The organism is Arenimonas composti TR7-09 = DSM 18010 (assembly GCF_000426365.1).
GTDB classification, from domain to species: Bacteria; Pseudomonadota; Gammaproteobacteria; order Xanthomonadales; family Xanthomonadaceae; genus Arenimonas; species Arenimonas composti.
This window is the reverse complement of the sequence record NZ_AUFF01000001.1, coordinates 500,945-518,914: the sequence shown is the minus strand read 5'-3', so window position 1 is coordinate 518,914 and position 17,970 is coordinate 500,945. Positions and strand designations below refer to the sequence as shown.

Annotated in this window: 14 protein-coding genes; 5 read left to right on the top strand and 9 right to left on the bottom strand. The window is 71.7% G+C overall.

Going from position 1 to position 17,970, the window contains the following annotated elements; translation table 11 throughout:
- Window positions 1–78: 78 nt before the first annotated feature.
- Entirely contained in the window at window positions 79–2,745 is a 2,667-nt protein-coding gene (ligD, locus tag K311_RS0102315; protein WP_026815983.1) for a DNA ligase D, read from the bottom strand.
- A 5-nt stretch (window positions 2,746–2,750) separates the two neighbouring features.
- The gene (locus K311_RS0102310; RefSeq protein WP_026815982.1) at window positions 2,751–2,936 is read right to left on the bottom strand and encodes a hypothetical protein; all 186 of its coding nucleotides are present in this window, start codon (window positions 2,934–2,936) and stop codon (window positions 2,751–2,753) included.
- 74 nt (window positions 2,937–3,010) lie between these two features.
- Here K311_RS0102310 and K311_RS14880 point away from each other — a divergent pair, with 74 nt between their 5' ends.
- Both K311_RS14880 and K311_RS0102300 read left to right on the top strand, forming a co-directional pair.
- Window positions 3,011–4,168 (top strand): diguanylate cyclase, encoded by a 1,158-nt coding sequence (locus K311_RS14880; protein ID WP_081683228.1) that lies wholly within the window; start codon window positions 3,011–3,013, stop codon window positions 4,166–4,168.
- Between the two features lie 74 nt (window positions 4,169–4,242).
- Entirely contained in the window at window positions 4,243–5,922 is a 1,680-nt protein-coding gene (locus tag K311_RS0102300) for a dipeptidyl-peptidase 3 family protein (RefSeq protein ID WP_081683227.1), read from the top strand.
- Window positions 5,923–6,063: 141 nt separating this feature from the next.
- Here K311_RS0102300 and K311_RS0102295 read toward each other — a convergent pair whose 3' ends face one another.
- Both K311_RS0102295 and K311_RS0102290 read right to left on the bottom strand, forming a co-directional pair.
- On the bottom strand, window positions 6,064–6,687 hold the full coding sequence (locus K311_RS0102295) for a DUF6445 family protein (protein ID WP_026815980.1): 624 nt from the start codon (window positions 6,685–6,687) through the stop codon (window positions 6,064–6,066).
- A gap of 179 nt (window positions 6,688–6,866) precedes the next feature.
- Window positions 6,867–7,133: a DksA/TraR family C4-type zinc finger protein gene (locus K311_RS0102290; RefSeq protein ID WP_026815979.1), complete on the bottom strand. Its 267-nt coding sequence runs from the start codon at window positions 7,131–7,133 to the stop codon at window positions 6,867–6,869.
- A 139-nt stretch (window positions 7,134–7,272) separates the two neighbouring features.
- Here K311_RS0102290 and K311_RS17385 point away from each other — a divergent pair, with 139 nt between their 5' ends.
- A complete protein-coding gene (locus tag K311_RS17385; RefSeq protein WP_051239387.1) occupies window positions 7,273–9,747 on the top strand; it encodes a hybrid sensor histidine kinase/response regulator in 2,475 nt (824 codons plus the stop codon).
- Here the strand turns inward: K311_RS17385 and K311_RS14870 are convergent.
- Complete coding sequence (locus K311_RS14870; RefSeq protein WP_051239386.1) at window positions 9,744–10,487, bottom strand: esterase/lipase family protein; 744 nt, start codon at window positions 10,485–10,487, stop codon at window positions 9,744–9,746. The two genes, K311_RS17385 and K311_RS14870, sit on opposite strands and share 4 nt — an antisense overlap.
- Before the next feature lie 180 nt (window positions 10,488–10,667).
- Here K311_RS14870 and K311_RS0102275 point away from each other — a divergent pair, with 180 nt between their 5' ends.
- Together K311_RS0102275 and K311_RS14865 are read left to right on the top strand one after the other, a co-directional pair.
- Complete coding sequence (locus tag K311_RS0102275; protein WP_026815978.1) at window positions 10,668–10,979, top strand: VOC family protein; 312 nt, start codon at window positions 10,668–10,670, stop codon at window positions 10,977–10,979.
- Between the two features lie 3 nt (window positions 10,980–10,982).
- On the top strand, window positions 10,983–11,870 hold the full coding sequence (locus K311_RS14865; RefSeq protein ID WP_051239385.1) for a YihY/virulence factor BrkB family protein: 888 nt from the start codon (window positions 10,983–10,985) through the stop codon (window positions 11,868–11,870).
- Between the two features lie 125 nt (window positions 11,871–11,995).
- Here the strand turns inward: K311_RS14865 and K311_RS0102265 are convergent, their stop codons facing one another.
- The 4 genes from K311_RS0102265 to K311_RS0102250 all read right to left on the bottom strand — a co-directional run bounded on the left by K311_RS0102265 (window position 11,996) and on the right by K311_RS0102250 (window position 17,967).
- The gene (locus tag K311_RS0102265) at window positions 11,996–13,834 is read right to left on the bottom strand and encodes a GGDEF domain-containing protein (protein WP_026815977.1); all 1,839 of its coding nucleotides are present in this window, start codon (window positions 13,832–13,834) and stop codon (window positions 11,996–11,998) included.
- Window positions 13,835–13,988: 154 nt separating this feature from the next.
- Complete coding sequence (locus K311_RS0102260) at window positions 13,989–15,131, bottom strand: NAD-dependent epimerase/dehydratase family protein (protein WP_026815976.1); 1,143 nt, start codon at window positions 15,129–15,131, stop codon at window positions 13,989–13,991.
- A gap of 308 nt (window positions 15,132–15,439) precedes the next feature.
- Window positions 15,440–16,726: a PA2928 family protein gene (locus tag K311_RS0102255; protein ID WP_026815975.1), complete on the bottom strand. Its 1,287-nt coding sequence runs from the start codon at window positions 16,724–16,726 to the stop codon at window positions 15,440–15,442.
- A 158-nt stretch (window positions 16,727–16,884) separates the two neighbouring features.
- Window positions 16,885–17,967: a DUF1615 domain-containing protein gene (locus K311_RS0102250; protein ID WP_026815974.1), complete on the bottom strand. Its 1,083-nt coding sequence runs from the start codon at window positions 17,965–17,967 to the stop codon at window positions 16,885–16,887.
- Between the last annotated feature and the right edge of the window lie 3 nt (window positions 17,968–17,970).

Sequence of the window (17,970 nt, the reverse complement as noted above, 5' to 3'; positions counted from 1 at the left end):
GCTGCCTGCCCGGGAAATCCGCGCGCAGTCTAGCAACCCCCGCCGCGCCGCTTCTGCGACCGTAGTCGCGCGGGCTGCTCAGTCCTGCTGACGCCAGCGCGCCAGCCCCTGTTTCAGCCGCGCCATGCCGGCCCAGGGATCGCTGCGCCGGCGGCGCAGGTGGGCCGGCGTGTTCGCCAGCGTGTACTGCGCCCCCGAGGTCAGCCGCGGCAGCGCCGACCACGGCAGCGGCATCGCCACCGGCGCGCCCGGCCGCGCGCGCAGCGAATAGCTGGCCACCGCGGTGGCGCCGCGGCCATTGCGCAGGTAGTCGACGAAGATCTTCCCGGGGCGTTTCTTCAGCGTCGACACCGCGATGAAGCGCTCGGGCTCCGCGGCGGCCAGCGACTCCGCGAAGCCCCGCGCGAAGCGGCGCACCAGTTCCCAGTCCTCGGCCGGCGCCAGCGGCACCACCACGTGCAGGCCCTTGCCACCGGTCGTGCGCAGGAACGATTCCAGCCCCGCCTTCTTCAGCAGCTCGCGCACGTCGCGGGCGGCGCGCCTGACTTCGGCGAAGGCGACCTCCGGCCCCGGATCGAGGTCGAAGACGATGCGGTCGGCGCGGTCCGGACGGTCGGCATGCGAACCCCAGGGATGGAACTCCAGCGCGTTGAACTGCACCAGTTCCATCACGTCTTCGGCGGCACCGGCAACCAGGTACTCGCCCGACGCCTCCGATTCCTCCTTCAGGCGCACGCTGTCGACGCGCTTCAGGCCGGCAGTGTGGTGCTTCTGGAAGAAGCAGGCACCCTGGCTGCCGTCGGGGCAGCGGATCACCGACAGCGGCCGGCCGGCGATCTCCGGCAGCAGCTGCGGCATCACCGCGTCGTAATACGCGGCGACCTCGGCCTTGGTGTAGCCGTCCTCCGGATACACGACCCGGTCGGGACTGCTGATGCGCACCGGGCCCGCGGTGTCGTCGTCGCGCGTGCGTTTCGTCGCCTTCTTCGCCGCGGTCTTCGCGACCTTGGCGGCCGGCTTCTTCGCCACTTTCTTCGTGGCCTTCTTCGCGGATTTCCTGGCTGCCATCGCTGCTCCCCGTGCGGCCCGCCCGACGGGGCCGCGGTCGCTGTCGCCGAGATCGGCCGGCGTCTTGTCCGGCCGCAGGGCCTTCAGCGACGGCTGCCGCAGCACGCCGCTGCTGCCGATGCCGCGGGCGATCACCTCGACGACCAGTTCGGGCGCGAACCAGCGCGCCCCGCGCCCGAGTTCGCGCTGCTGCGTCGGCGTGATCGCCACCGAGGGCGTCGCGCTGCCGGCGTCGCCGAGGCGCTTCACCAGCGCCCGCATCGTCGCGTCGTCGAAGCCACTGCCGACGCGGCCCGCATAGGACCAGCCGCCGTCGCCATCCGGGCGGGCCAGCAGCAGCGAACCGAAGCCCGCGGCGCGCGCGCCCTTGCCCGGTGTCGTGCCGACCACCGCGAATTCATCGGAGTCGCGGCGCTTGCTCTTGCGCCAGTCGTCGCCGCGGCCCGGCCGGTACGGACGATCGGCGCGCTTGGAGATCAGGCCTTCGAAGCCCTGTTCGGCGGCGAGCGCATAGGCGGCATCCGCCTCGCCTTCGACATGCGAGCTGTAGGCGAGGTGCCGCGGCGGCTTCGCCAGCAACTGCGCCAGCAGCGCCTTGCGCTCGCGCAGCGGCGCTTCCGAGATGTCGACGCCGTCGACGTGCAGCAGGTCGAACATCACGTAGGCCAGCGCCCCGGCCTGCTGCCCGGACAGCGTCGCCTGCAGGCGGTTGAAATCCTGCTGGGTGCCCTGCCCGGCGATCAGTTCGCCGTCGAAGGCCGCGGCCTTCAGGCCGAGCTGCGCGAGCGCGGTGGCGACATCGGGCAGCCGGTCGGTCCATTCGAGGGCGTTGCGCGACCACAACCGCACCCGGCCGTCGACGATCGTGGCCAGGATCCGGTAGCCGTCCCACTTCAGCTCGTGCAGCCATTGCTCGCCGGCCGGCGGCGCCTCGCCGAGCCGCGCCAGCTGCGGCATGAAGGCCGCGTCCTTCAGCTTGCGCTCGCGCGAACCCGGCAACTTCGCCGCCCGTCCCGCCCAGTCCACCCGCCGCTTTCGTGCTGCCGGCGAAACAGCAGGAGCGGAGGCGACCAAGGCCGCGCCCTTGCGCTTCCCCTTCGCCACCCCGCGCTCCGAAACCCGCTTCCCGTTTCCCGATTCCGGCTTCCCGCCGGGCTTCGTGACGCCCTCCAGCAGGTCGTCCGCTTCCAGCTCGCCGGCGAACTCGTCCTTCTCCTTGAACAGCAGCCACTGCGGCTGCCGCGCCGGCTTGCCCGAGCGCACCAGGTGCCAGCCGCCCTTCAGGCGCTCGCCGAACAGCTCGAAGCGCAGATGGCCTTTCGCCAGCTGCGCCTCGACGTCGCCCTCGCTGCTCCAGGTGCCGGTGTCGAAGCGGGCGACGTGGCCGCCGCCGTATTCGCCTTTCGGGATGTCGCCTTCGAAGCCGGCGTAGTCGAGCGGATGGTCCTCCACCTCGACCGCCATGCGCTTCACCGCCGGGTCGTAGCTGGGCCCCTTGGGCACCGCCCAGCTCTTCAGCGCATCGCCGACCTGCAGACGGAAGTCGTAGTGGCGGCGGCTGGCGTGGTGCAGCTGCACCACGAACAGCGGCCGCTTGCCGCGCGGCATCGGCTTGCCCGGCTCGGGCTCGGCGGTGCGCGCGAAGTCGCGCTTGCGGCGGTATTCGGCGAGGCTCACCGGCCTCAGCGACGCTTCTGGTCGCCGCGGTCGCCCTGGCCGGACTTCACCGTGGTCTTCGCCTTCTGGCGGCGGTCGGCGGCGAGCGAACGGCCGACGTCGTCGCTCTCCTTGAAGCGGCCCTGCTCGTCGCGGCGGACGAAACGGGCATCGCCGTTGGGGCTGATCTTCTCGCGCTTGCCGGTGGGCATCGTCGTGCTCCTCGCGTGGGGTAGGTGCAGCAGACGACACCGCCCGTGGACGCCGCGTATGCGGCGCCCGCCGAATGAGACGCTATGATCGCGATTGCTCCCGCCTTCGCCGACCGATGCCCGCCTCCCCGTCCTCCGAACCACCGGTCAGGCGTCGCCAAGATCCCCACCGCGGCGACGGCGATCCGGCGAAGCGGCTGCGAAGCCTGCCGCGCCGCACCTACAGGTTCCGCATCCTCGGCATGAGCCTGTCGGCGCTTCCGCTGGCGGCGGTGCTGCTCGAGCTGGACGCCGGCTGGGCGGCCTGGACCTGGGTCGTGCTCAGCTGCGTGCTCTGGCCGCACGTCGCTTTCCGCTGGGCGATCGCCAGCCGTGACCCGCTGAAGGCCGAACTGCGCAACTTCGTCATCGATTCCTTCCTCGCCGGCAGCTGGCTGCCGATGCTGCATTTCAACCTGCTGCCGTCGGCGGTGCTGGCGACCATGGTCACCGCCGACAAGATCCATTCCGGCGTGCGCGGGCTGTGGCTGCGCTCGCTGCCGTGGTTCGCGACCGGCCTGCTGCTCGCCGGCCTGGCGACCGGCTTCGCGGTCGACTTCCCGTCGAGCACCGCGGTGATCCTGGCGACCGCGCCGCTGCTGGTGGTGCATTCGCTGGCGGTCGCGCAGAGCTCCTACCAGCTGGTGCGACGGGTGTCGCGGCAGAACCTGCAGCTGGCCGAGCTGAGCCAGCGCGACGGCCTGACCGGGTTGGCCAACCGCCGGCATTGGGAGGAAGGGGCGCTGGCGCTGGCGACGACCCAGCGCGCCGACCACGCCGAGGCCACGCTGATGCTGCTGGATGCCGACCGCTTCAAGCAGATCAACGACCGCTGGGGGCACGGCCTCGGCGACGAGGTGCTGCGGGCGATCGCCGTCGCCATCGACCGCGTGCTGCCCGAGGGCTGCGTCGCCGGGCGCCTGGGCGGCGACGAATTCGTCGTCGCGCTGCCGTTGCCGGTCGATCAAGCGCGCGAGGTCGCCGACGCGCTGCGCGTCGAGATCGCCGGCCGCCGCTTCGATCGCGCGCCGGAACTGCGGGTATCGACAAGCATCGGCCTCGCCGCGGCACCGGCCGGCGAACCGGCGCTGCGCGAGTGGCTGGAAGCCGCCGACCGCGCGCTTTACGCCGCCAAGTCCGCGGGCCGCGATCGTGCGGAAGTGGCCGCCCCGCAGGCGTCGCTGGAAGACTGACCCCGTTGCCTCCGGCACGGCCCGCGGCCCGACCGGGGCTGGCATCATCGCGGTCCCTGCCACGGAGCCGAACCATGTCCATCCGTCCGCTGACCCTAGCAATCGCCCTCACCTTCGCCGCCGGCCTGCCGGGCTGCACGCGGGAGGCTCCGCCGGCCGATTCCGCGCCCACCGCGGCCGCCCCGGCCGGCGACACCACCGCCGACGCGGTGCCGGCGCCGGCGGAGATCGCCGCGAAGGTCGCCGCCTATGCCGAGGTGCCGCTGACCGCCGACCTCTCGCATTTGTCCGAAGGCGACCGCCAGGCGATCGACTACCTGCTGCAGGCCGGGCGGATCGTCGACGCGCTGTTCCGCCGCCAGGTCTACGGCGATCTCGACGGCCTGCTGTCGACGATCGACGACCCGGCGACCCGCCGCTTCGTCGAGATCAACTACGGCCCCTGGGACATCCTCGACGACCACCGGCCGTTCGTCGCCGGCGTCGGTCCGCGGCCGCCCGGCGCCCGTTTCTATCCGGCGGACATGACGAAGGAGGAGTTCGCCGCGGCCGACCTGCCCGGCAAGGACTCGCCCTACACGATCATCGCCCGGGATGAAGCCGGCGCCCTCGTCGTCGTTCCTTACCACGTCGAGTTCGCCGACGAGCTGCACCAGGTCGCCGCGCTGCTGCTGAAGGCCGCGGACGTCGCCAGCGATCCGAAGTTCGCCGACTACCTGCGCCTGCGCGCCGACGCGCTGCTGAGCGGCGACTACCAGCCCAGCGACATGGCCTGGATGGACATGAAGGACAGCCCGATCGACGTCGTGATCGGGCCGATCGAGAGCTACCAGGACCAGCTCTACGGCCTGAAGACCGCGTTCGAGGCCTTCGTGCTGGTCAAGGACATCGAATGGAGCGCGCGCCTGCAGCGCTTCGCGCAGCACCTGCCGGCGCTGCAGCGCGGGCTGCCGGTCGAAGACCGCTACAAGGCCGAGATGCCCGGCACCGATGCCGACCTCAACGCCTACTTCGCGCTGTATTACGGCGGCGATGCCAATGCCGGCGCCAAGACGATCGCGATCAACCTGCCGAACGACGAGGAAGTGCAGCTCGCCAAGGGCTCGCGCCGCCTGCAGCTCGAGAACACGATGCGCGCGAAGTTCGACACCATCCTGGTGCCGATCGCCGATGCGCTGATCGACCCGTCGCAGCGCGGGCGCATCACCTTCGACGCCTTCTTCGAGAACGTGATGTTCCACGAGGTCGCGCACGGCCTCGGCATCAAGAACACGCTCGACGGCCGCGGCACCGTGCGCGAGGCGCTGACCGACCTCACCGCCAGCTACGAGGAAGGCAAGGCCGACATCCTGGGCCTGTACATGATCGGTGCGCTCGGCGGGATGGGCGAACTCGACGCCGACAAGCTCGACGACAACTACGTGACCTTCCTCGCCGGCATCTTCCGCTCGGTGCGCTTCGGCGCCGGCAGCGCCCACGGCCAGGCGAACATGGTCGCGTTCAACTTCCTGCACGAACGCGGCGCCTTCGCGCGCAACGCGGCGTCCGGCACCTGGCGGGTCGACTTCGCGAAGATGCGCGAAGCCGTCGACGCGCTGTCGGCGAAGATCCTGACCCTGCAGGGCGACGGCGATTACGAGGCCGCGCGCGCTTTCCGCGACCAGTACGGCAAGGTGCCGGCGGCGCTGCAGGCGGACCTCGATGCGCTGGCGGCGCGCGAGATTCCGGTCGACATCGTGCTGCGCCAGGACTGAGGGCAGTTCGTAGTTCGTCCGAGGTAGGAGGGCGATCTTCGGGCTGTCGCGGCGCACGAACCCGAGCCGGCTCTCCGTGGGGTCGCGGGAGCGTGGCGCCGGCGCCGGCGATCCGGCGTGAAGAAGCCGCCGGCGTCGCGCTCAGGCGACGCGGCAGAGCGCCGCGGCCGAGCGGAAGAACATCAGGTAGACCAGGCGGCCGTCTTCCGGGGTGGTGCCGAAGTTTTCGCCGGCGGTATGCCAGAGCCACGGGCGGAACAGCACGAGGCGGTTGAAGCGCATCGGCACGCGCATCGTCAGTTCCCATTTCGACGGGTCCAGGGTGTCGCTCGCGAGCAGGCTGCTGACCATCGACTTCGCGTCGCGGTGACCGAACCGCAGGGCATCGGCATCGTCGGAAGGCGCGACCTCGAAACCGGTCGGCCGGTGCCGGTAGAACTCGGTGCCGCCGCGGGCGTGTTCGTTCGGTGTCAGATAGAGGATGCCGGACCAGTGCGCCGCATCGACGTGCACGCCGGCGCGGCCACGGTCGCCGGCCAGCGCCAGGCGGAAGCGGCCGTGGGCCTGCGGGCCGGGCATGCCTTCGACGCATTCACCGAGCAGGCGCGAGACCTGGGCGTCGAGCCCTTCGATCAGCAGGCGCTCGCGCGAATTCCGTCCCGGGAACATGCCGTCGACCGGCGGGAAGTCCATGCGCAGCGCCGCCGCGCGCAGCGCCTCGGCGTTGGCGAGGAAGTCGTCGACGATCAGCAGCGAGGTGTTCATGCGCGGAGCCTGCGCCCCGGCCCGCACGGCCCGTATGGGCCATCGGTCATGGCTGCTTACGGGGTGAGAATCAGCGACGGTTCAGTGCGAGCGGATATTCCGCGAAACAGCGCACGTTTCTCCGCCGATGCCGAATGCGCGCGGGCTGTCGACGTCGGCGCTGCAACGGAACGGGCACGTCAGCGCAACTGGCTGTCTTTCGATCCGCGGCGGTTGTAGCCGCTCATCGCCTTCTGGTCGAGGTCGTGCGCTTCCTGGCAAGGCACGCACAGGCGCACGCCGGGCAGCGCCCGTCGCCGCGCTTCCGGGATCGGCGCATCGCACTCCTCGCAGCGGCGCAGGCTCTCGCCCTTCGGCAGCTGCCCGCGCGCGCGTTCGATGGCGTCCTTCACCGTCGCGTCGATCTGATCCTGTACGGCGCCGTCGCCGGCCCAGCCGGTGGCCATGGCGGTCTCCTCTCGTGTCCGCCGAATGATCTGGGGTCGCGGCGCTCCGTCGCAATGGCCGCCGCGCGATTCTTCGCGTGCCCTTCACACCCCCGTCCGTCGCGTATGAATAATCGTCCATTCCCAGGCGAGTTTCCGCATGGCCGACGAGCGTCCCGATCCCGACCGCGACCATGGTTTCCTGCACGGCGGCGGCGAGATGGGCGCGCGCATCCGCGCGTTTCCGTGGTCAGGGACAGCGCTGGGCGACGTCCCGGACTGGTCGCCCTCGTGGCGCACCGTCGTTCGCCTGATGCTGACGACGAACCACCCGGTCTTCCTGTTCCTCGGTCCGGAACTGGTCTGCCTGTACAACGACGCCTACGCGCGTTCGCTCGGCCCGGAAAAGCATCCCGGCATGCTCGGCGGCCGCGGCCGCGACTGGTGGCCGGAGATCTGGGACATCATCGGCCCGCAGATCCAGTACGTCATGGACGGCAAGGGGTCGACCTGGCACGAGAACGCGCTGGTGCCGATCGACCGCCACGGCCGCCGCGACGAGGTCTACTGGACCTACAGCTACAGCCCGATCGACGACGCCACCGCCGCCAACGGCATCGGTGGCGTGCTGGTGCTGTGCACCGAGACCACCGAACAGGTGCTGGCCGAACGGCGCGTGCGCGCCGCCGAGCTGCGCTGGCGCCAGCTCTTCCAGCAGGCGCCGGGCTTCGTCTGCCTGCTCGAGGGGCCACGGCACGTGTTCCGGTTCGCGAATCCGGGCTACCACGCACTGATCGGTGCCGGTGACGAGATCCTCGGCAAACCGGTCGCGGAAGTCCTGCCCTGGGCCGTCCGCCAGGGCTTCGTCGACCTTCTCGACGGCGTGCTGGCCACCGGCGAACCGCACATCGCCCTCGATGCGGAGGTCGAACTCCCGGACCATCTCGGCGGCGGCATACGCCGCCTCGACTTCGTCTACCAGCCGATCCGCGACGAGCGCGGCCGCATCTACGGCATTTTCGTGATCGGCTCCGACGTCACCAGCCGCCACCTCGCCCAGGAAGCGCTGCAGCGGCGCACCGAACAGCTGCATCTGGCCTGCGACGCCGCCGACCTCGGCATCCACGTCTACGACCCGGCGACCGGAGCGATCGACTGGGACGCGCGCATGCATGCGCTCTGGGGCCTGGCGCCGGACGCGCCGGTGGACTACGCCGGCTTCGTCGATGCGATCGAAGCCGCCGATCGCCCGGTCATGGAAGCGGCGCTGGCGCGCGCCCTCGACCCGGCCGGCGACGGTCACTTCGCCGCCGAGTTCCGCGTCCGCAGCCAGGCCGACGGCCGCCTGCGCTGGGTGCAGTTCACCGGCAAGGCCAGCTTCCGCGACGGCGTCGCCGAACGCGTGGTCGGCACCGCCCGCGACATCACCGAGGCCCGGCTCGCCGACGTGCGCCGGCACGAATTCCTGGCGACCCTCGGGCACGAGCTGCGCAATCCGCTGGCACCGATCGCGACGTCGCTCTACCTGATCCGCCACGGCAGCCCCGAAGACGCGGTGGTACGCCAGGCCCACGAGGTGATCGACCGCCAGCTGCGGCAGATGGTGCGCCTGCTCGAGGACCTGCTCGATGTCGTGCGCGTCACCAACGGCCGCATCGAGCTGCGCCGCGAGAGGCTGCGCCTGGACGCGGTGCTGCAGTCGGCGCTCGAGACCGCGGCGCCCTACGTCGAACGCGGCGACCACCCCCTGCAGCTCAGCGCCCCGGCCACACCGCTGTTCGTCGACGCCGACGGCGTGCGCCTGGCGCAGGTGTTCGCCAACCTGCTGATCAACGCCTGCAAGTACAGCGACCGTGGCAGCCGCATCGAGCTGGTGTCCGAGGCCGGCGACGGCGTCGTCCGCGTGCGGGTGCGCGACCAGGGCGTCGGCATTCCCGCCGAAATGCAGGCCCGGGTGTTCGAGATGTTCTCGCAGGCCGAACCCTCGCTGCATCGCGCCCAGGGCGGACTCGGCATCGGCCTGGCGCTGGCGCGCGGGCTGGTCGAGATGCACGGCGGCAGCATCGCGGTGCACAGCGCCGGCCGCGGCCACGGCAGCGAATTCGTGGTCACCCTGCCGCGCGCCGCCGATCCCGGCGCCGTGGCGGCGGCCGCGGCCGGCAGCGCGCGCTGCGGCGCCACCTTCGCCGGCTGGAAGATCCTGGTCGTCGACGACAACGTCGATGCCGCGGACTCGCTCGCCGAGCTGCTGCAGGTGGAGGGCGCGGTCGTCGAAACCGCCCACGACGGGGACACTGCGATCACCCGCGCCGAAGCGATGCGACCGGACGCGCTGCTGCTCGACATCGGCCTGCCGGGCCGCAACGGCTTCGAGGTCGCCGGGGAACTGCGCCGGCGCGCCTGGGCGGCGTCGCTGCGGATCGTCGCGCTCAGCGGCTGGGGCCAGGAAGGCGACCGCCGGCGCTCGCGCGAGGCCGGCGTCGACGTGCACCTGGTCAAGCCGGTCGACTACCCCGAGCTCGTCCGCGCCCTCCTCCCCCCCTGTAGGAGCGGCTTCAGCCGCGATGCTGTTGCGGGAAACCGGCCTGGAATTGGTACGGCATCGCGGCTGAAGCCGCTCCTACGGGGTTCCTAGGCGTTCTTTCTGGCGGGCTTCAGGAGTTCGCCGACGATGCGCATCACCTCGGGATTCCAGCCCATGCCCAGGTGGCTGCCCTCGACCTCGATGTCGCGCACGGTGCGGCGGCGGTTGCCGACGTGGCGGCAGCACTGCCAGGCGACGACACCGTCGGCGCGGCTGTAGATCGAGGTCGTCGGCACCGGTGGCGGCGTGCGCAGGCGCTGCGCCATCGCTTCGTCCAGGGTGTCTGCGCTCGGGCCACCGAGCAGCTTCAGCACCCAGCCGACATTGGTGTGGTCGGCATTGAGGTCGAAGGGCGTGCCGAGGGTGATGACCTGGCGGACCCGCGGCCGCATGCGCTTGGCCAGCTCGCGCGCATACAGGCCGCCGAGGCTCCAGCCGATCAGGGTCGCGCGGTGGCGGTACGGCGACAGCAGCCGGCCGACATGTCCGGCGAGGCCGTCGAGCCATGCGTCGATGTCGCCGCGCGGGCCGATGTTGCGGCCGTATTCCCAGTCCAGGGTCGGGTAGCCGCGCGACGCGCAGAAACGACGCAGCGGCGCCAGCGCGAGGCCGTCGCTGCCGAGGCCGGGGATCACCAGCACCGGGTGACCGTCGCTGGCCTCCTCCTCGGGCACGGTATCGGCGAGCGTGTGGCGGACGAGTTCCATCGCCGCGCGCAGCGGCTCGCTGCCGAGCAGGGACAGCGGCGGCCGGCAAGGCGCCAGTTCGGGGGAAGCGACGGCAGCGTTCATGGCGGGGGCTCTCGCGAAGGGATCTGGCGGAAAGCCTCGCAGTCGCGGCGGCACGGTCCGCGTGAAACCCGCCCTCCGCGTTCAGCTGCAGGCCGGACTCGTGCAGGGAATGGGACCCCCCGTCTCGATTCACGCGACGCCCGCAAGGCTGAATCCACACTCCGCCCGAGGAGAACCCGCATGGAAACCAACGAACTGCACCGCGGCCGCCTGATCGACCACGTCCAGCTGGTCGTGCCCGACCTCGCCGCCGACGGCCGTCTCACCGGACGCCTGCACCTGGCCTTCCAGGCCCGCGACCGGGCGATGGTCGACGCCTTCCACCACGCCGCGCTCGCCGCCGGCGGCAGCGATCACGGCGCTCCCGGCGAGCGCTCCTACCACCCCGGCTACTACGCCGCCTTCGTGCTCGATCCCGCCGGCAACAACATCGAGGCGGTCTTCCACGGCGAGGCCGAGCGCAGCGCGCCCTCGGTGCGCATCACGTTCTGAGCGATGGCGACGCCCGGAGAACGCAAACACCCCTGGCTGCAGCGGGCCGCCGCCCGCCTGGAATCGAGCTTCGCGTGGAAGGTCGCGAGCCGCTTCATCGCGATCGACCTGCTGGCGCAGGCGGCGGCGCTGAGCCTGTACGCGCTGATCTCGCTGGCGCCGCTGCTGCTGATCGTGCTGTGGCTGACCGCCTCGCTGATGCCGAGCGCGCAGGACGCACTGGTGGCGCAGATCGCCGGGCTCGCGGGCGACGCCGCCGGTGAGGTCGCGGCGACGATCATCGCCAACGCGGAATCGCGGCCGGACCTGGGTTCGGTGGCCGGCTGGTGGAACACCGCCCTGCTCTTCGTCGCCGCGACGATCGTGTTCGCGCACCTGCAGTCGACGCTGAACCTGATCTTCGCGACGAGCCCGGACGAGCTGCGCGGCGGCGCCCTCGCCTGGCTGCGCAAGCGGGTGTTCTCGTTCGGCATCGTGTTCGCGCTCGGTTTCCTGCTGCTGGTGTCGATGACGCTGACGACGGCGGTGCAGTTCGCGTTCGCGCGGGTGCCGACGCTGGTGCCGGCGATGGCCGACATCGTGTCGCTGCTGGTGTACGCGTTCGCGTTCGCCCTGCTCTACCGCTTCCTGCCCGACCGCCGCGTGCGCTGGGCGATGGCCTTCGTCGGCGGCACCTTGACCGCCTCGCTGTTCGTGCTCGGCCGCTGGGGCATCGGCCAGTGGCTGGCCTACTCGGCGCCGGCGAGCCCCTACGGCGCGTTCGCGGCGCCGGTGCTGATGCTGGTGTGGATGTATTACGCGGCGCTGGTGTTCTTCGGCAGCGCGCTGGTCACGGCGGTGCTCGACGAGACCGCCGGCAAACGCCCCACCCAGATCCGACGCCCCTCGTAGGAGCGGCTTCAGCCGCGATTCTGCTGTATCCCATTCCCTTTCCCCGTGCCGCCGGAGCTTCTCGCGATCGGGCGATCGGGCGATCGCGGCTTAGTGCGAGGGAGCGATCGCGGCTGAAGCCGCTCCTACAATGGGGTGGGGGCGATGGCGTGGAGGACGACGCGATCCCGCCCCTCGCGCTTCGCCCGGTACAGGGCCGCATCCGCCGCCGCGATCCATGCCGCCAGACTCGGCGTCGAGGCGTCGAGCACCGCGATGCCGACGCTGACCGCCACCGGCTCGGGACGGTCGCCGTCCTGGAGGCGCAGTGCCGCGACGCAGGCGCGCAGGTCCTCGCCGAGCGCAACGGCACCGTCGCGGCCGCGCGCCGGCGCCAGTACCAGGAACTCCTCGCCGCCGAAGCGGCCGACGCTGGCGCGATCCGCGCAGGCCACCTGCAGGCAGCCGGCGACGGCGGCCAGCACGCGGTCGCCGAACGGGTGGCCACCGCGGTCGTTGATCGCCTTGAAGTGATCGACGTCGACCATCAGCAGCGCATGGCCGCGGCCCGCGGCGCCGGCTTCCGCCAGCAGCGCCTGCGCCTGTTCGAGCATCGCCCGCCGGTTCGGCAGCGTGGTCAGGGCGTCGCGATAGGCCTGCTGGTGCAGGCTGGTCGCCAGCCGGCGCTGCGAGCGCAGCAGCAGCGCGCCGACCACCAGCGCCAGCGCCAGCGCGCTCGCGGCGACGATCGCGTACAGGGTCGTGCGCTGCTGCGCCTCCAGCGCCGCCTCACGGCGGGCGACGTGGTCGCGCTGGCGTTCCAGTTCCAGCGCCGCGGCCTGGTTGGCGTTCTCCAGCTCGCGGATGCGCAGCGCCTGCTCGCGTTCGCGGTAGCGCTGCTCGAGGTCGGTGACCAGGTCGTGTTCCTCCGCATCCATCTCCGGCGCCGCCAGCGCCACCAGCCGCGCCTGTTCCCCGGCCAGGACGGCCGCATCGGCGCCACTGGCCTCGAGGACCTGCAGGCGCGTTTCCAGCAGGCTGGCGAGCAGGCCGGGATGGTCGATCGCGGCCATGCCGGCGATCGCCGCGTCGATCGTCGCCAGCGCCGCGCCGGTGCGGCCGAGGCCGAGCTGGGCGGAGGCGATGGCGGACTCGGCATACAGCCGGCTGATCGGATTGCCGGCCGCTTCGGCGGCTTCCGACGACTCGCGCGCCATCGTCAGCGCCTCGTCGAAGCGGCGCAGCGCCACCAGGTCGCCGGCGAGGCTGCCGGCGGCGCGCCCCGCCAGCGCCGGCAGACCGGCCTCGAGGAAACGCCGGCGCGCGCGCTGCCACAGCGGCACCGCCTGTTCGTAGAGGTCGAGCCGGCTGAGCACGCTGGCTTCGAGGTATTCGGCGCGGCCGAGCGCCACCGCGTCGCCGGACTCGCGCACCAGCCGGGTGTGCTCGCGGCAGTGCGGCTGCGCCTGCGACGGGCGCTCGGCGGCGACGTAGGCGCGGCACAGCTCGGCGGCGGCGACGATGCGTTCGCTGCGCTCGGGTTCGCGCATCAGCGCGTTGGCGGCTTCCAGTATCCGCGCCAGGCCGTCGCCGGTGTTGCCCTGGTCGATGAGGCGGGCGCCGCGCAGCAGGCCCGCGTAATGGCCGCCGAGCGGGTCGCGGCCGGTGGCGCTCAGGCCTTCCAGGCGCAGCACGACCTCACCGAGGGCGACGTCGTCCGGCATGCCGATCGCGGCGCCGCCCATGTACCAGAGCAGCTGGCGTTCGCCGCTCGGATCGGCGTCGAAGAGGCCGGCGTCGAGGACGCGCCGGCCCTCGGCGATGCCGGCCTCGCGGTCGCTGGCCGCCAGTAGGCGGTAGGCGGCGAGGTCGAAGGCGGGTGCCGTCACCGGCGGCGCCGGCGCTGCCCACGGGGCAATCGCCGCCAGCAGCGCCGACGTGCCCAGGATCGCGAGCCAGGCCCGCGCGAATGCGCCTTTCCGCATGCCTCCCCTTCGCCTTCCCGCCGCGCTCCCCGCGCGGCGATGGCTACACCCTAGCCGGCGGACGCGGCGGCGTCACCCTCCCCGGAAACCCTGCACGCCCGGCCTCCGGCGCCGGCGCCAAGGCGGCGTCGCGTGCCTTCCGCCCCGCGGTCGACTAGCCCCGGTTCGCCGCCCAGGCCGCGAGGATCTCCGCTTCCTTCTCGCGGGAGATGCCGGCGCGGACTTCCGCCTGGCGCTCGGCCGGCAGGCCGCGGTACCACTCGAGCAGCTCCGCGACCGTGGTCGCCAACGGCCGGAACGTCAGCCCGGCGGCGATCGCCTTCGCATTGCTGACGGTGCCGTAGCCGGAGAACGGCGTGCCGGCGCGCGGCACCCAGATCGGGAAGTCGGCCCCTTCCTGGTTCGCGAGGAACTCGAAGGGCACGTGGGTGAAGGTCGCCGGCCCGCCGGTCACCGCGTGGCAGCCGTGCACCATCGCGTCGGTGGTCAACGTGTAGTCCGGGCCGACGGCGTTGAAGGTGCCGGTGGTACCGTTCTCGGCCAGGCGGATCATCCATTCGCCGAGGTCGCGGCCATCGATGATCTGCACCGGATCCTGGCCGTCGCCCGGCACGAGGATCTCGCCACCTTCGGCGATGCGCTTCGGCCAGTAGGTGAAGCGGTCGGTGTCGTCGCGTGGGCCGACGATGTAACCCGGGCGCACGATCGTCGTGCGCTCGCCGAACTGCTTGCGCGCCTCCGCCTCGCTCAGCGCCTTCAGCGGGCCGTAGAGGTTGCCGATGTCGGCGCGCAGCGTGTCCTGCGTCTCCGCCATCGCATCGCTGCCCTTGTACGGCGCGACCGGCGAATTCTCGTCGATACCGTGTTGCGAGCCGTCGGCATAGACCGAGATCGTCGAGATGAACAGGTAATGCCCGACCTTGCCGGCCAGCACCTTGCCGGCATCGCGCACCCAGAACGGCAGCGAGGTCGGGTTGTCGATGCAGACGTCCCACTCGCGGCCCTCGAGCGCCTTCAGGTCACCGGTGTTGCGGTCGCCGTGCAGCTGCTCGACCTCGCCCGGCCACTCCGGCGACGGCCGCCGGCCGCGGTTGAACAGCGTCACCTTGTGCCCGCGCGCCAGCGCATACGCGACCTGGAACGGCCCGGTGAAACCGGTGCCGCCGAGGATCAGGATGCGCAGCGGCCGCGCCGCCTTCTCGATGCGGGCGGGCGCCGACGCGCTGCCGATCGACGGCAAGGTGGCGGCGGCGGTGGCGATGGCGGCGTACTTGAACAGGTCGCGGCGTGAAGTCATCTCTTCGATCCCCGGAATGCGCGTCTGCGCGCGCGGTCGCGCCACTCTGCCCCCTCTCCCCCACCCCCGCGCCTGACGAAAGTCCCGGGCCGGGACGAGCCGCGCCGATGTCCTGCGCGAAGGGCCGAACAAGGTTCGCGAGTGGACCGCTGCGTGGCGGCGTTCTCCGGACGATCGGCGACAGGGACGTCGCCGAGAAGCCCCCATGGACGGGTTCACGGCGTGTCCGGAAAACGCCGACGCACGCACGCCAGCCCGCGAATCCTTTCCGGCGGAACGGCCCCGAGCACCCCGCCGGCCAGACGAAATCAGCGGGGTTCGAGTTCGGTGAGGGGGGATTCGCGGGTGAGGTTCCAGGCGCGGCGGGCGCCGTCGGCGAGGGAGATGGAGACGAGATGGAAATCGCGCTGGCGAATGCGCTCGGCGTCCTCGAACTGCAGGTCTCCCGCCGCGACCACCCGATCGTCGAGGATCCAGGTGCTGACCGGATTGCCGGTGCCCGATTCGCTCAGCGGCAGCTCGGTCGTCCAGCGCGGCTGGAAGTCGTCATCCAGGCGGCTGAGCGCGAGGCGGCCATCGCTGTCGACGCGGGTCAGGTGCCAGACCAGCAGGCCGCCGTCGGCGGGAACGAAGGCGGCGTCGGTGCGCGGATCGCGCAGGAAGCGGCCGCGCAGGAAGGTCGGGCTGCCGGCCACCGGGTCCATGCCGGCGATGTGGGGGAAGCGCTCGTCGAAGTGCTGCTTCTCGGCGATCCGCCCGCGCCAGAACTGCCGGCGCGCCATCGTGCCCTCGTCGAGGATCGAATACGGGAACAGGTAGCGGTCGCCGAACGGATCCTCGGCCGCGGCCTCGGCCTCCTTCGGCGAGTACAGGCCAATCCATTCGTCGCCGCGCTGCAGGTGGCGCACGTGGTTGTAAAGCGGCCGCATCGGCACGATGCGCGGGCTGCCGTTGGCCTTCAGCGGCGCATCCGGGACCGGCGGCGGCGGCGGCACGTAGTCGGCCACGGTGAACTCCGGCCCGCGCACCGAGACCACGCGCGCATCCGCGGTGGTGATCACGAGGCCGCGGTCGAAGCCGTAATGGGTCGCGTCGGCCGGCAGCAGGCCGGCCAGTTCGTGCCGGCGCGCCTCGAGGGCCGGGCCGTCGATGACGATGCGGCCGTCGCTGGCCGAGAGCGCGAACGGGGTCGCATCGATCAGCAGCCACACGAGGTCGCCGTCCTGGCCGAGCAGGCGGCCATCGACCGCCGAGCCGATGACGCGCGACGGCAGCGGGCCGCGCGCATCCGGATCGCCGATGCTCACCAGGCGCTGCTTCCATGCCGGCTGCATCAGCAGCGGATCGAAGGCGGTCAGTTCGAAGTGGAAGAAGGTGTCCAGGCGCGTGCTCGTGTTGCGGTTGCGCCCGCCGCCGGTGCCGAAGCGCACCTCACGCACTTCCTCCTGCTTCGTCAGCACCCAGAGGCGCGGTTGTTCGCCTTCGACCAGTGCCGGCCGGCCGAGCACCTGCGGCGGCTCGAAGCGGCTGCCGCTGCAGGCGGCGAGCACGAAGGAAAGAACGAGCAGGCACGTCAGTGCGATTCGGCGTGACATCGGCGTTCCCCGGCGGCGGTTGCCGGTTTCAACGGCGGCCGCGCGCGTCTGGGGACAACTGGTAGCAAGTAGTGACCAGGAAGTAGCAAATAGAGAACGGGGACTAGCATGCGGTCGACAGGTGCGTGCCGCGGCCACTACTTGCTACTTCCTATCCCCTATTTTCTGCTCAGACATTCCTGGTACCGCGCATTCACCCGCTCGGCGAACCACGCGGTCGTCAGCTCGCGGGTGATCTTCGGGCTTTCGAGGCGGATGCCGGGCAGTTGCGCGCGGGGCAGCGGCGCGCCGTGGCGTGCTTCGGCGAGCGCATAGACCTTCGCGACCAGCGCGCTGTCGCCGAAGTCGAGGCGGTTGCCGCGCTGCAGTTCGCGGCGGATCGCGGCGTCGTCCATGCCGAGCTGCGCCGACAGCGTGCGCAGCGCCGCCTCGGTTTCGCCGGGGCGGCGCAGTGGCGCGCCGGGGCGCAGCAGGTCGCCGTCGAGTGCCAGTTCGCGGCCGCTGGCGATCGCCACCGCGCGCTGGAAGGCGGCATTGCGGCTCGCGTACCAGCCGGCGTTGTAGTCGGCGAAGCGGTGCACCTTGCGCGTGTACGGCGTCTGGTAGCCGAGCAGATGGGCGATGCCGAAATAGAGGCCGCCACGCCGGGTGAACACCTCGCGGCGGATCGTCGTGTCCTCCAGCGGATACGGGTAGCCGCGCGCATTGCGCTCGGCGAAGTCGATCGACACCTGCATCGGCCCGCCGGTGTGCACCGGATTGAAGCCGGCGAAGAAGCCCTCGCCGATCCACAGCCGCGCCGCCATGTCCTCGAACATTTCGCTGAGCTCGCGCTCGGTGCGCACCGCCGCGAGGCGCTCGCTCCAGGCGCGGCCGTCGCGGTCCCGCAGGCGCAGCGCGGCGTCGACCGCGAAGCGCGGGATGTGTTTCTCGCCGGCGCGTCGATCGAGCTCGCGGCGGGCGATCGTGGCCAGGCCCGGCACCACCGGATCGGCGACATAGCCGCCTTCCTGCTCGATCACCGCCAGCACCGCGCACTGGTTCTCGAGCGTCGGCGGGATGCCCTGGGCCGCGAACGCACGCTGGATGTCGGCCGCCCAGCCCTCGCGGTCCGGCACCCGCGCCGGAATGCGCCGCGTGATTTCCGCACGCACCTGCTCCGCCGACGGGCCATGGACCGGCGGCGCCGTCGTGCAGGCGGCGGTGAACAGGATCAGCAGGAGGGTGAGCGCACGACGCATCGG